The sequence below is a fragment of the Tsukamurella ocularis genome (assembly GCF_965138335.1).
Lineage (GTDB): Bacteria > Actinomycetota > Actinomycetes > Mycobacteriales > Mycobacteriaceae > Tsukamurella > Tsukamurella ocularis_A.
The window spans coordinates 99345-111704 of sequence record NZ_CBCSDV010000001.1 but is presented as its reverse complement, the minus strand read 5'-3'; the positions used below and the strand labels follow the sequence as shown (position 1 = coordinate 111704).

The following is a 12360-nucleotide window of genomic DNA, read 5'->3' as shown; positions in this document are numbered from 1 at the left end:
GGAGGGCCCCGGATGCGGGCAGGCGGCACCGCCGCTTCTCTTTCCCTCTTCAACTTATAACGCACCCGGGGCCTTGCCGCAAGGCCCCGGTGGGCGCGCATACTCGCTGGCCGGATCCGATTTCGACGAGGTGGGTGCATGTCCGAGTACGAGAACGAACTGACATCGGAGCGCGAGTACGTGGCGGGTCTGTACGCCAGGCTGGATGCCGAGCGGGACCGGGCGCGCCGACGGTACGCCGACGCCCTGCGTGATCACGAGGGCCGGGCGGTGGACCGGGAGGGCGACGTGATGGCCTCCGCGCGTGAGGTGCGGCGGCTCGACGTCGCCGAGGAGGGGCTGGCCTTCGGCCGGCTCGACGGAGAGCCGGACGGCACCGTCGGGACGCGCTACGTGGGGCGCCTCGGCCTCTTCGACGACGAGAACGGGGAGAGCGAACTGCTCCTGGACTGGCGGGCCCCGGCGTCGCGGCCGTTCTACACGGCGACGGGCGCGCACCCGGAGGGCGTGCACCGGCGGCGGCAGTTCCTCAGCGACGGCCGCGCGCTGACCGCGTTCACCGACGAGATGCTGGGCCGGCCGGGCGCCGACGCCCGCGGCGACGCGGCACTGCTGGCCGCGGTGAACGCGCCGCGCGGCGAGGGGATGCGCGACATCGTCGCGACCATCCAGGCCGATCAGGACCGGATCATCCGCTCCGACAATCCCGGCGTCACGGTGATCGAGGGCGGGCCCGGCACCGGCAAGACGGTCGTGGCACTGCACCGGGTGGCGTACCTGCTGTACACGCAGCGGGCCCGGTTCGAGCGGCACGGCGTGCTGGTGGTGGGCCCCAATACGTCCTTCCTGCAGCACATCGGGCGGGTACTGCCCTCGCTCGGCGAGTCCGACGTGGTCTTCGCGACTCCGGCGACGCTGTACCCGGGCGTGACGGCCCGCGCCGAGGACGTGCCCGCGGTGGCGCGGATCAAGGGCTCCGCCGCCATGGCCGGCGTGCTCGCCGCGGCGGTCGCGGACCGTCGGACGCTTCCGGAGTCGCCGGTCTCCATCGGGCTCGGCGACGCCACGGTGCGGATCGAGGCCGACGTCGTCGGCTGGGCCCGCGACGAGGCCACCGACAGCGGGCGGCCGCACAACCAGGCGCGGGCCGTCTTCCTCGACGTGCTGACCTGGGCGATCACCGAGCGGGCGCTGGGTCGGATCGGGAAGCAGTGGCTGCGCCGGGAGGACACGCGGGCCTGGGAGGAGATGCGCGGCAGCATGCTCGCGGACCTCGCGGTGGACGGGACGTTCCGGCGGACCGTGGACGCGCTGTGGCCCGTGCTCTCCCCCGAGGTTCTGCTCGCCGACCTGCTGAGCTCGCCCGAGCGGCTGGCGGCGGCGGGCGCGGACCCGTCGCTGCTGCGCTCCGACGGTGCCGCCTGGACCGTCTCCGACGTGCCCCTGCTGGACGAGCTCGCGGAGCTGCTCGGCCCGCACGAGGCCCCGGACGGCGCGGCCGCCGCCGCGGCCCGGAAGGAGCAGGCGGAGTTCGCGGAGGGCGTGCTGGATTCGCTGGTGTCGCGGTCGGATTCGATGGACGACGAGGACCACCTGTTCGCCACCGACCTGCTCTACGCCGACGACCTGGCCGGACGGTTCGAGGAGCGGGACACCCGCGATCTGGTGGAACGCGCTGCGGCGGACCGGACCTGGGTGTACCGGCACGTGGTGGTCGACGAGGCGCAGGAACTCTCGGCGATGGATTGGCGAGTCCTGATGCGGCGCTGCCCGTCCCGGTCGTTCACCGTGGTCGGCGACCTCACGCAGCGCAGCGCCCCGGCGGGCGCCCGCTCGTGGGCCGAGATGCTCGACCCGTACGTCGCCGGCCGGTGGGCGTACACCGCGCTCACGGTGAACTACCGCACCCCGTCGGAGATCATGGCGGTGGCGGCCGACGTACTGGCCGAGTTCGCCCCCGGCGCCGTGCCCCCGGAATCGGTGCGCGCCTCGGGGATCCGGCCGTGGGCGCGGCGGGTGACCGACGGGGACCTCACGGGCGCGATCGAGGGCTTCGTCCGCGAGGAGGCGGGCCGGGAGGGCACCTCCGTGGTCATCGGGCCCGACGGGACGCCGGGCGCGGTGCCGCCGGCGGAGGCGAAGGGGCTCGAGTTCGACGCGGTGCTGGTGGTGGACCCCGACGTGATCCTCGCCGACGGCGAGCGCGGCGCGGCGGAGCTCTACGTGGCACTCACCCGCGCGACGCAGCGGCTCGGCGTGCTGCACCGCGCACCGCTGCCGGACTGCCTCGCCGGTCTCGAGAGTCCCGTCACCGCCTCCTGATGTCGGCGCACGGCGTGCTCAGCCACCGCCCTTGATCCAGTCCAGGGCGATCGCCACGACGGCCGCGTTGAAGAAGAAGCTGAGCACGCTGTGCACGATCACCAACCGACGGGTGGAACGCCGGGTGACGGTGACGTCCGAGACCGCGAAGGACGTGCCGACTGTGATGGAGAAGTAGACGAACTCGGTGAGCTGCGGGCGTTCGCAGTCCGGGAAGTCCAGGCCGCCGCCGGAGAAGTAATCCCGCGCGTAGATCTGCGCGAACGCCGTGTGCAGCAGCAGCCAGGACAGGAGGACCGTGGCGGCGGCGACGGGCTGCAGGGCCGGATCCGGCTGCTCGCCTCGGGTGGCGATCATGAGCAGGCCGCCCACCAGGCCGGAGCCGCTGACCACCGTCGCGAACAACGTGGTCTGCCAGCGCGGCGCGATCGCCAGGTCCGGGTCGTCCTCGTCCGAGGGGATCCTGCGGTGCAGGAGCAGCCAGCCCGCGATCACGTAGGCGACCGCGGCCACGTTCCACACGATGAGCAGCGGCAGCGCCTCGCTGCCGAACACCAGCACCGCAGCGAGCCAGACGATGCCCAGCAGCGTGAGCACCGTCTCGAGCAGGGGGACCAGTACCGAGCGTCGCATGCGGCCAGCTTCCCACGGCGCCGGGAGCGCGGCGGATACCATCGCCGCATGCCACCCGCCCGTTCGAGCCCGTCGCGCTACGTGCAGCTGCGGTTCCTGGAGGCGGGGCTGGCGGTGCTCGCGGAACGGGGGCACGCGGCGCTCAAACTGGCCGCGGTGTGCGAGCAGGCGGGCTCGTCGACCGGCAGCTTCTACCACGCCTATCCGAGTTGGCCGGAGTTCATGTCGGCCCTCATCGCGTACTGGCGGCAGACCAAGAGCGACCGGCTCATCGAGGCCGCACGCCAGGTACCCGACGCCTACGACAGGCTGATGTCGCTCATCGACGTGGGCCTGACGCTCCCGCACGCCACCGAAGCCGCGATCCGTGTGTGGGCCGCGCACGATCCCGAGGTGGCGCGGCACCAGGCCGAGGTCGATCTCGAGCGGCGCGAGGTGATCGCCGAGACCTACACCGAGGTGATCGGCGATGCGGAGCTCGCGCAGAAGTACGCGACCACCGCGCTGTACCTGCTGGTCGGGTACGAGAGCGGCACGCTGCAATCGCTCGACACGCTCGCCTTCGCCTTCCGCACCTTCACCGACGGTGCCCTCGGCGGCCTGCCCGGCGACTGATCGAGTGCGCCGTCGTCAGCGGGCCGGGCGGGTCACGAGCGCATCGAGCAGGTCGAAGACCTGCGCGGTGAGCACGGTGCCGGCGGTCTCGTCGCCGAGGACGCGGCGGCGGACCGCGCGCTCGAACGGTCCGTCGAGCGCGGCGTAGGTGCCCGCGGCGTCGAGCAGCGGCGCGCCGCCTGCGAGTTCCGCGTACCGGCTCACGACCCGCCAGATCATCGCCTCGAGGGAGCCGTCGATCTCGCGCACGTCGGCGGCGAGCGCCGCCTCGAACATGGCCTGCGAGCGCAGGTCGTACCAGAGCTTGTGCGTCGGGAGGTCGTGCTCCATCGTGGCGGCGAGCCGCTCCGCGAACCGTGTCCGCAGCGCGGGCGCGTCGTCGTCCGGGCGGAGCACGTCGTCGTAGGAGGCGATGCACTCGGCCTTGTAGAGGTGCACGCAGTGCGCGATCAGCTCCAGGCGGTCGGCGAAGTAGTAGTGGAGCACGCCGTGGCTGTACTCCGAGTTCGCGGCGATCTCGCGGAGGCTGGTGCGGGCGTATCCGAGCTCGGAGAGGGTCTTGAGCGCCGCGCGGGCCAGTTCGTCGCGCTTCGCCGCGACCTTCGTGGCGTGTTTGGTGGCGCCCACAGCGGCGGGTGCGGTCGCCTGCGCGATCACCTCGGTCACCCCGCACTCCTTCCTCCGGCCGACAGCGCGTCGGCATCGCCCCAGGATAACCCCTGTTCCACAGCCGAGGAGAGAACCCGAGCGAAATGTCTTGACGAATGTCCAACATTTTTCTTGACGCTCGTCTAGATTTCGACTGTGACGGTCGCCACATCATCGACCGCATCGGAGTCCGATCCACCTCGATCAAGGGAGTAGTCGTGAGCGCATTCGATCTGACCGGCCGACGGATCCTCGTCACCGGCGGAGCCCAGGGTCTCGGCGAGGGCATGGCCCGAGCACTGACCGCCGCCGGCGCCCGCGTGATGCTGGGCGATCTTCAAACGGACCGCGCCGCGGCCGTCGCAGTGGAGCTGGGCGCCGGTAACGGTGCGGTCCACCTCGACGTGACCTCCGAGGAGAGCTGGGTGGCCGCCGTCGATGCGACCGTCGATCAGCTGGGCGGTCTCGACGTCGTGGTGAACAACGCCGGCGTCGAGATCACCGGATTGCTCACCGAGATCTCCGTCGAGGACGTGCGGCGCCAGCTGGACGTCAACGTCCTCGGCACCGCTCTCGGCCTCAAGCACGGCTTGCGGGCGCTGCGGCCGGGCGGTGCGGCCGGGTCCGGCGGCGCCATCATCAACGTCGCGTCCGTCGCGGCGACCATCGCCTTCCCCGGCATCGCGATCTACTCCGCCACCAAGTCCGCGATCGACCGGATGACCCGCGTGGCGGCCATGGAGGCCGGGAAGCTCGGCTACGGCGTGCGGGTGAACTGCATCTATCCGGGTCTCGTGCCCACCGAGATGGGCACCGGCCTCGCGGTCGACATGGCGAACATCGGCCTGTTCGGCTCCCCCGAGGAGGCGGTCGAAGCGGTCGTCGGACTCACCCCCAGCGGCCGGCTCGGCGAGGTCAGGGACATGGCGGACGCAGTGGTCTTCCTCGCGTCCGACGCCTCCCGCTTCGTCAACGGCGCCGGGCTGCCCGTCGACGGCGGCATGGGTATGTGACGGAAACATCCACAGGACAAGGAGAATCATGAGCAACAAGCCGGTAGTGGTGTACGGGGCGTCGGGTTACACGGGCCGCCTCATCTGCGAGTACCTGCGCGAGTACAACGTGCCCTTCACCGCAGCGGGCCGCGACGAGGGCAAGCTGACCGATTCGATGAACGCGCACGTCGCGGGAATCGAAACGGCCGACTACGAGATCGTCGAGGTCGAGCACGACGTCGACTCCCTCACCGAGCTCTTCCGCGGCAGCTCCGTCGTGTTGAACACGGTGGGGCCGTTCATCAAGTTCGGCGACGCGGTCGTCGAGGCGGCGCTCAACGCCGGCGCGCACTACAGCGACACCACCGGCGAACAGGACTGGCTCATCCACCTCGACGAGGCCTTCCACGCGCGATACGCGGAGGCGGACCTGCTGCTGGCGCCCGGTATCGCCCAGATGTACACGACCGGGGAGATCGCGGCCCAGATCGCGCTGGAGACACCGGGACTCGATACCCTCGACATCGCGGTCTTCTGGGGCGGCAGCCCCACCATCGCCTCGACCCGCACGATCCTGGTCAACGCGGCCGGCGGGGATGCCTTCTACCTGGAGCAGAACCAGTACGTCTCGTTCGATCCGATGCAGGGTCTGGTGCCGCTCGTGGTGCCCGGGCAGCACGAGCTCGCACAGTCACTGCCCTGGGGCGGCACCTCGCACCCCGTGTGGTTCAAGCGTGATCCGCGCGTCGCCAACTGCAAGGCGCAGGGCGGGGTCTTCAACGCGGCGCTGATGAACAACGTGCCGGTCATCGTGGCCGACGCGCTGGAGGCCACCAAGGACATGTCGCCCGAGGACCGCGCCGACGCGCTGGACGCGGTCGCCGCGCAGGTGATGAATTCGATGCCGCCCCGCGAGAATCCGCGCGTGAACAAGTCGCTCGACTCGGTGCACGCCTCCGGTCCGCTGGGCCGCGCGCACGTCGTGATCCACGGCAACAGCAACTACAAGCAGACCGGCCTCCTGCAGGCCTACGCCGCGTACTCGCTGCTGCAGCAGCCGCCGCGGCGCGTCGGGCTGGCATCGGGCTGCCAGGCCTTCGGGCACCGCGAGCTCGAGGGCGTGCTGCGGACCTTCGGCCTCATCTCGGAGCCGATCGTCACGGTGCATCGATGACGAGGCCCGAGCTGCCCGAGGTGTCCGCGCTCCCGGAGACCCGGGCGGCGCGGGCACCGCACGACCCCGCCGTCGCCGACGACCGCCTGGATCTGTCGAACGCCGAGTTCGCCGCGGCGGTGCGCACCGCTGCGACGCGGCTCGCGGAGTTCGGCGTCGACCGTGGCGACGTCGTCGGCCTGCTGCTGCCGAACCGGGTGGAGCTGGTGGTCGCGGTGTTCGCGGCGTGGCGCCTCGGCGCCGCGGTCACGCCGATCAACCCCGCGCTCGCGACCCCCGAGATCGCCTACCAGGCAGCCGATGCCGGCGCTCGGGTCCTGGTGACCGAAGCCGGGGCGACGACCCCGGACGGTGTCGCGGCGCTCGCGTGCCACGAACTGCTCGCCGAGGCCGAGGGCGACCCCGCGGAGCCGGTGCCGGCGCTGCCCGCCGATCTCGCGCTGCTCATCTACACCGCCGGCACCACCGGAAAGCCCAAGGGCGTGATGATCACCCACGGGAACATCGCGGCGATGACGGCATCGTTCATCGAGCACTTCGCGTTCACAGAGCGCGATCACAGCCTGCTGGTGCTGCCGCTCTTCCACGCCAACGGCGTCGTCCTCGGCACGCTCACCCCGTTGCGGGCGGGCGGACGCACGACGATCACCGGCCGGTTCCGGCCCGACGAGTTCTTCCCTGCGGTGGAGCGGCACCGTCCCACCTACTTCTCCGCGGTGCCCGCGATCTACGCGATGCTCACCGCACTGCCGGAGGACGTCGTGCCGGACGCCTCGTCGCTGCGGTTCGGGATCTGCGGCGCTGCACCGATGCCCGTCGACCTCATCGAGCGGTTCGAGTCCCGGTTCGGTGTCCCGATCGTCGAGGGCTACGGGCTGTCGGAGACCACCACCGCATCGGCCATCAACCCGCTCGACGGTCCGCGCAAGCCCGGCACCGTCGGGCCCGCGTTGCCGGGCCAGCGGATCCGGATCGTCGACGGTGCCCTCCGCGACGTGCCGCCCGGGGAGACGGGCGAAGTGCTCATCGCAGGCGAGGTGGTGATGGCCGGGTACCTGAACCGGCCCGACGCCACCGCCGAGACGATCGTGGACGGGTGGCTCCGGACGGGCGACGTGGGGCTGCTCGACGAGGACGGCTACCTACGATTGGTGGACCGGGTGAAGGACATGGTGATCCGCGGCGGGGAGAACATCTACCCCAAGGAGATCGAGGCGCAGCTCTACCGGAACCCGCAGGTCTTCGAGGCCGCGGTGATCGGCCGGCCGCACGACGTGCTCGGCGAGGTACCCGTTGCGTACGTCTCGCTCCGCGCAGGCGCCACGGTGACCGCCGCCGAGCTGCTCGACGGACTGCGCGGCGAGCTGGCGAAGGTGAAGGTCCCCGTCGACCTGATCCTGCTCGACGAGATCCCGAAGAACCCCGTCGGGAAGATCGACAAGCCCACGCTACGACAGCGCGACCGGGACGCCTGAACGGCAACCATCCAGGAGATTCTGTACGTGATCAGCCCTGGAGGCGGGTGCGTAGCCGATCGAAGACGGTGCCGAGCAGGTCGAGTTCGTCCGGGTCGAGGGCATCGAGGAACAGCTCGCGGACCGTGGCCGCGTGCGTGGGAGCGGCCGCCTGCACCGCCCGCAGCCCATCGGGCGACAGCACGGCACAGGCGCCGCGACCGTCATCGGCGACGCGCTCGCGGGTGACCATGCCGCGCTTGTCCATCGAAGCGATCTGGTAGGTCAGGCGGCTGCGCGAGAAGACCATCGCGTCGGCGAGTTCGCTCATCCGCAGCCGCTGGTCCGGGGCTTCGGACAGGAGCACGAGGATGTGGTAGTCGATGAGGGTCAGGCCGTGGTCGGCGCGCAACTCGTCGTCGATCCGGGTCTGGAGTCGCAGGCTCGATTCGATGTAACTGCGCCACACGACGCTCTGGCCGGTCGTCAACCGATCCTCGCTCACCGCGTCTCCCTTCCCTCGTGGTGCGCGGGACCGCACCCCCTCCAGTGTGCGGCACGACCGCACGACACCCCGGCGCCCGGTTGTCGCACCCCTCGCACTATGATACAAATTTGAATTATAAGCCGCCGGCGGACGCCGCGACTTCGGACCCGATGCGGAGGCGCGACATGGCCATCCCCTCGCCCATCAGCCATCGTGCGACGGTGGCGGCGATGTTCACCCTCACCGCCGTCACGGGCATCGTCGACGCCGTCACCTACCTCGCGATGGGGCACGTCTTCGTCGCGAACATGACCGGCAACGTCGTCTTCCTCGGATTCAGCCTGAACCCGTCCAGCGGGCTGAGTCCGGTCGCATCGATCACCGCGGCTGCGGGATTCCTGCTGGGCGCGTGGATCGGCGGCCTCGCGGGCCGGCACCTGACCGGACGGGACGCGGTGTGGCTCGGGCTCTCCTTCGCCGCCGAGGCGATTCTGCTCGCCGCCGCGGCGGTCCTCGGAGGCACCGGAGTCCTGCCCTACCGGGGCACCGGGGCGCTCCCCCTCATCGCCGTCCTCGCCATGGCCTTCGGCCTGCAGAACGCCACGGTGCGGCGCCTCGGGATCGCGGACCTCATGACCACGGTGCTCACGATGACGTTGACGGGCCTCGGCGCGGATCACCGTTTCGCCTCCGGCGCGGGCGCGAAGCCGGTCCGCCGGTGGGGGTCGGTGCTGTCGATGCTGCTCGGGGCGGCGCTCGGCGCGGTACTGGTGCAGCACACCGTCGCCGGCACCGTCGCGATCGCTGCGGTCCTGGTGGGGGCCGTCGCGGCCACGATGACCTGGGGACCGAGGCCGTCGACGGTGCCGTGACGTCCGGGCGGCCGGGGCCTACGCGGGGGCGGTCCGCTGCCCGTGGTCCTGGTGCAGGTGCGCACTGGCCTCGAGCAACAGGCGGGTGGTGTGGGCGATGTGATCGGCGAGCGCCTGCGCCGCCGCGTCCGTGTCGCGCGCGAGCGCGCTGCTCACGAGCAGGCGGTGTTCCGCGACCAGATCGCGATCGTGTTCGCCGCCGAGCGGGTGCGACCACCGGCGGTACAACTCCGCCTCGCCGCGGAGCGAGACCGCGAGCTGCAGCAGTCGCCGGTTCGCGCAGCCGTCGAGCAGGCTGTCGTGGAACGCGGCATGGGCCTGCGCCCATGCGTCGGTGACCCGGGTTCCGTCGTCGTCGAGGTACGGCGTGCCTTCGAGCAGATGGAGCGCGGCGACGATCCGGGACTCCCACGCCAGATCCCCCTGCTCGACGGATCGCGTGAAGACCAGGGGCTCGATCTGCAGTCGCGTGTCGGTGAGCTCATCGAGCCGACTCGGCGACAACTCGGTCACCGCGTATCCGAGGTGCGGTTCCGTCGTCACCATCCCCTCGCCCGTAAGGCGCGTCAGCGCCTCCCGGATGACGCTGACGCTCGCACCGTACGCAGTGCCCAGATCTCCGAACTTGAGCCGCTCCCCGGGAAGGCGCCGGCCCGAGAGGATGTCGGCCCTGAGCGCGTTGTAGACCGCGTCGCTGCGCGTCTGCCTTCCAGCCATGCGCACCATGCTAGCGCAAACACCAGCGCGTTTCGCGATTCCCGATAACTTTCGAAAGTCTCTTGCGTTATCGAAGCTTGCGCGCAATACTGTAAGCCAGGTCACATCGAGCCGACCGGCTCACCGTGATCGGTGCAACGACCGAAGGGGCCACAGTGAAACTCGGAGTGATCGACAGCCGCGCAGTGATCGTCGTGGGCGAGAAGGCGATCGACGTCGAACGGGCGAGCGCGGGACGATTCGGGCCCTCGCCGAGCGCCCTCTATCAGAATTGGGCGGAGTTCAGCGCCTGGGCCGCCGGCGCCGACCCGGCCGGCGGCGTGGAGTTCACGGCGGACGAGCTGATGAACCCGGTCCCGGAGCCCGCTCAGGTCTTCGCGATCGGCCTGAACTACGCCGAGCACGCGGCCGAGTCGAAGTACGCGGTGCCCGACCTGCCGCCCGTCTTCACCAAGTACCGCAGCTCGCTCGCGGGACCGCGGGGCGACGTCGGGCTGTACGGCCCCCAGGTCGACTGGGAGGTCGAGCTGGTCGCCGTCATCGGAAAGGCGGCCCACCACGTGCCCGAGAGCGAGGGCTGGGACCACGTCGCCGGCCTCACCGTGGGCCAGGACATCTCCGAGCGGGCGACCCAGTTCAACGCCACGCCGCCCCAGTTCAGCCTCGGCAAGTCGTACCCCGGCTATTCGCCGATGGGCCCGGTGGTCGTGACGCCGGACGAATTCGACGACCGGGACGACCTCGAGCTCGGCTGCGAGATCGACGGCGTCCAGATGCAGAAGGGCCGCACCTCCGAGATGATCTTCTCGGTGCCGAAGCTGGTCTCCTGGCTCTCGGGCATCACTCCCCTCCTGCCGGGCGACGTGATCTTCACCGGCACCCCCGCGGGTGTCGGCCTGGGACGGACACCCCAGCGATTCCTCGCCGAGAACGAGGTCCTGCGGTCCTACGTCACGGGGATCGGCGAGCTCCAGCAGCGCTTCGTCGATCCGTCGCGGCTCTGACGGCGCCGACGGGAACTGGTGAGATCATGAGCTTGCATCGACTGGCATCGGTGACCATGGGAGTCCCGAACGTCGCCGAGACCGCCGACTACTACGAGGAATTCGGTCTCGCACGAAAGCCGCAGGGGTGGTTCTCGACCACCGACGGCGGCGACCAGCTCCGGATCGTCGAGGCGCCCACCCGGCGCCTGATCGAACTGGTCGTCGGCGCCGATCACCCCGATGACATCGAGCGCATCGCCACGAACCTGGCGCGACTCGGGTTCCCGGCGGAGCGCACGCCCGACGCTGTCACGACGACGGACCCGGTGACCGGAGTCCGCGCCGTGGTGAAGGCGGTCCCGCGGATCCGGCAACCCGAGGCACCGCGGACGCCCTACAACGGTCCGGGACGGATCGATCGCGTCGGCCGCGCCCCCGGGGTCGTCCGCACCACCCCGATCCGACCCCGCAAACTGGGGCACGCCGTGATCGGCTCCACCGACTACGAAGCGACGCGACGACTGTTCGTCGACGGCCTCGGATTCAAGACGAGCGATCACATCAAGGGCCACGGCACGTTCATGCGGTGCTCGGACGACCACCACAACGTGCTCGTTCTCCAGTCCCCCGTCAACTACCTGCATCACACGTCGTGGCAGGTCGACGACATCGACGACGTGGGGCGCGGCGCGTTCGAGATGTTGGAGGGCCGACCCGAGCGCCACGTCTGGGGCCTGGGGCGGCACCACGCCGGCTCGAACTTCTTCTGGTACCTCAAGGACCCCGCCGGGAACTTCTCCGAGTACTACTCCGACATGGACTGCATCCCCGAGGACGAGATCTGGACTCCGGAGGACCTGGAGGGTGCGAAGGGACTGTTCAACTGGGGTCCGCCGCCCCCGCCGTCGTTCCTCTCCCCCGAGGACTTGGCGTCCATGATGACCGGCGCCCACAGCGCGCCCTGACCGACCCGTACACCCGGCGCTGACGCGCCACCCCTCAGCCACAAGGACAGCTCATGATGACGGCAACCCAGAGCATGACCCGCGAGCAACGCAAATCCATCGCGCTCGAGTACTTCCGGCGGTTCGACTCCGGCGGCGACGTGCTGGACCTGTTCGCCGACGACGCCGAGGTCTACTTCCCGAAATGGGGTGTAGCGCAGGGTAAGGAACAGATCGCCCGGCTCTTCGGCTGGGTCGGAGAGCTGATCCGGGAGATCTCCCACCTGCGTGAGTACCTCAACGTCGTCGTCGACGAGGACGTCGTCGTGGTCGAGGGCGGCTCGATCGGCCGTGCCGCCGACGGGACCGTGTTCCGCGTCGGGGACGGGGCGGGCGGGCGGTTCACCGACGTCTTCGAGATCCGGAACGGGAAGATCGAGCGCTGCTTCGTCTACCTCGATCCCGATTACGCGAACGCCGACGCCGCCCGCTACCCGACGGTGGTGCGGTGAC

The 12360-nt window shown here is 70.5% G+C and carries 13 protein-coding genes; 9 read left to right on the top strand and 4 right to left on the bottom strand.

The genetic code is table 11. The annotated features are described in order from the left end of the window. The first annotated feature begins 138 nt into the window (after positions 1–138). Complete coding sequence (helR, locus tag ACNAYW_RS00570) at positions 139–2322, top strand: RNA polymerase recycling motor ATPase HelR (protein WP_415847823.1); 2184 nt, start codon at positions 139–141, stop codon at positions 2320–2322. Positions 2323–2340: 18 nt separating this feature from the next. Here the strand turns inward: helR and ACNAYW_RS00565 are convergent, their stop codons facing one another. Next, positions 2341–2955: a DUF1345 domain-containing protein gene (locus tag ACNAYW_RS00565; RefSeq protein ID WP_415847822.1), complete on the bottom strand. Its 615-nt coding sequence runs from the start codon at positions 2953–2955 to the stop codon at positions 2341–2343. A gap of 48 nt (positions 2956–3003) precedes the next feature. Between ACNAYW_RS00565 and ACNAYW_RS00560 the strand changes: the two genes are divergently transcribed. Then, entirely contained in the window at positions 3004–3570 is a 567-nt protein-coding gene (locus tag ACNAYW_RS00560; RefSeq protein ID WP_415847821.1) for a TetR/AcrR family transcriptional regulator, read from the top strand. 15 nt (positions 3571–3585) lie between these two features. Here the strand turns inward: ACNAYW_RS00560 and ACNAYW_RS00555 are convergent, their stop codons facing one another. Then, positions 3586–4236 (bottom strand): TetR/AcrR family transcriptional regulator, encoded by a 651-nt coding sequence (locus ACNAYW_RS00555; protein ID WP_415847820.1) that lies wholly within the window; start codon positions 4234–4236, stop codon positions 3586–3588. A 200-nt stretch (positions 4237–4436) separates the two neighbouring features. Between ACNAYW_RS00555 and ACNAYW_RS00550 the strand changes: the two genes are divergently transcribed. From ACNAYW_RS00550 to ACNAYW_RS00540, 3 genes are read left to right on the top strand one after another with little or no spacing between them, the layout of a single operon-like run. Then, the gene (locus tag ACNAYW_RS00550; protein ID WP_415847819.1) at positions 4437–5231 is read left to right on the top strand and encodes an SDR family NAD(P)-dependent oxidoreductase; all 795 of its coding nucleotides are present in this window, start codon (positions 4437–4439) and stop codon (positions 5229–5231) included. A 25-nt stretch (positions 5232–5256) separates the two neighbouring features. Continuing rightward, the gene (locus tag ACNAYW_RS00545) at positions 5257–6387 is read left to right on the top strand and encodes a DUF5938 domain-containing protein (RefSeq protein ID WP_415848199.1); all 1131 of its coding nucleotides are present in this window, start codon (positions 5257–5259) and stop codon (positions 6385–6387) included. Beyond that, positions 6384–7862 (top strand): class I adenylate-forming enzyme family protein, encoded by a 1479-nt coding sequence (locus ACNAYW_RS00540; protein ID WP_415847818.1) that lies wholly within the window; start codon positions 6384–6386, stop codon positions 7860–7862. Before ACNAYW_RS00545 ends, ACNAYW_RS00540 begins: the two co-directional genes overlap by 4 nt. 31 nt (positions 7863–7893) lie before the next feature. On the opposite strand, the gene ACNAYW_RS00535 is transcribed toward ACNAYW_RS00540, so the two are convergent. Continuing rightward, the gene (locus tag ACNAYW_RS00535) at positions 7894–8346 is read right to left on the bottom strand and encodes a MarR family winged helix-turn-helix transcriptional regulator (RefSeq protein WP_415847817.1); all 453 of its coding nucleotides are present in this window, start codon (positions 8344–8346) and stop codon (positions 7894–7896) included. A gap of 167 nt (positions 8347–8513) precedes the next feature. Between ACNAYW_RS00535 and ACNAYW_RS00530 the strand changes: the two genes are divergently transcribed. Then, the gene (locus ACNAYW_RS00530) at positions 8514–9200 is read left to right on the top strand and encodes a YoaK family protein (RefSeq protein ID WP_415847816.1); all 687 of its coding nucleotides are present in this window, start codon (positions 8514–8516) and stop codon (positions 9198–9200) included. An 18-nt stretch (positions 9201–9218) separates the two neighbouring features. Here the strand turns inward: ACNAYW_RS00530 and ACNAYW_RS00525 are convergent, their stop codons facing one another. Further along, positions 9219–9917: a GntR family transcriptional regulator gene (locus ACNAYW_RS00525; RefSeq protein ID WP_415847815.1), complete on the bottom strand. Its 699-nt coding sequence runs from the start codon at positions 9915–9917 to the stop codon at positions 9219–9221. Positions 9918–10072: 155 nt separating this feature from the next. Here ACNAYW_RS00525 and ACNAYW_RS00520 point away from each other — a divergent pair, with 155 nt between their 5' ends. Genes ACNAYW_RS00520 through ACNAYW_RS00510 form a run of 3 tightly spaced genes read left to right on the top strand, consistent with a single transcriptional unit; the run spans position 10073 to position 12359 of the window. Continuing rightward, a complete protein-coding gene (locus ACNAYW_RS00520; protein ID WP_415847814.1) occupies positions 10073–10921 on the top strand; it encodes a fumarylacetoacetate hydrolase family protein in 849 nt (282 codons plus the stop codon). 26 nt (positions 10922–10947) lie between these two features. Next, entirely contained in the window at positions 10948–11868 is a 921-nt protein-coding gene (locus tag ACNAYW_RS00515; protein ID WP_415847813.1) for a VOC family protein, read from the top strand. A gap of 53 nt (positions 11869–11921) precedes the next feature. Next, positions 11922–12359 carry a nuclear transport factor 2 family protein gene (locus ACNAYW_RS00510; RefSeq protein ID WP_415847812.1) on the top strand — a complete coding sequence of 146 codons (438 nt, stop codon included), beginning with the start codon at positions 11922–11924 and terminating at the stop codon, positions 12357–12359. Position 12360: the final 1 nt, after the last annotated feature.

What these genes read in the sequence shown, in the direction of transcription:
- helR (WP_415847823.1), top strand. Translation starts at nt 139, where the DNA reads ATGTCCGAGTACGAGAACGAACTGACATCGGAGCGCGAGTACGTGGCG.
- ACNAYW_RS00565 (WP_415847822.1), bottom strand. Translation starts at nt 2,955, where the DNA reads ATGCGACGCTCGGTACTGGTCCCCCTGCTCGAGACGGTGCTCACGCTG.
- ACNAYW_RS00560 (WP_415847821.1), top strand. Translation starts at nt 3,004, where the DNA reads ATGCCACCCGCCCGTTCGAGCCCGTCGCGCTACGTGCAGCTGCGGTTC.
- ACNAYW_RS00540 (WP_415847818.1), top strand. Translation starts at nt 6,384, where the DNA reads ATGACGAGGCCCGAGCTGCCCGAGGTGTCCGCGCTCCCGGAGACCCGG.
- ACNAYW_RS00530 (WP_415847816.1), top strand. Translation starts at nt 8,514, where the DNA reads ATGGCCATCCCCTCGCCCATCAGCCATCGTGCGACGGTGGCGGCGATG.
- ACNAYW_RS00525 (WP_415847815.1), bottom strand. Translation starts at nt 9,917, where the DNA reads ATGGCTGGAAGGCAGACGCGCAGCGACGCGGTCTACAACGCGCTCAGG.
- ACNAYW_RS00515 (WP_415847813.1), top strand. Translation starts at nt 10,948, where the DNA reads ATGAGCTTGCATCGACTGGCATCGGTGACCATGGGAGTCCCGAACGTC.
- ACNAYW_RS00510 (WP_415847812.1), top strand. Translation starts at nt 11,922, where the DNA reads ATGATGACGGCAACCCAGAGCATGACCCGCGAGCAACGCAAATCCATC.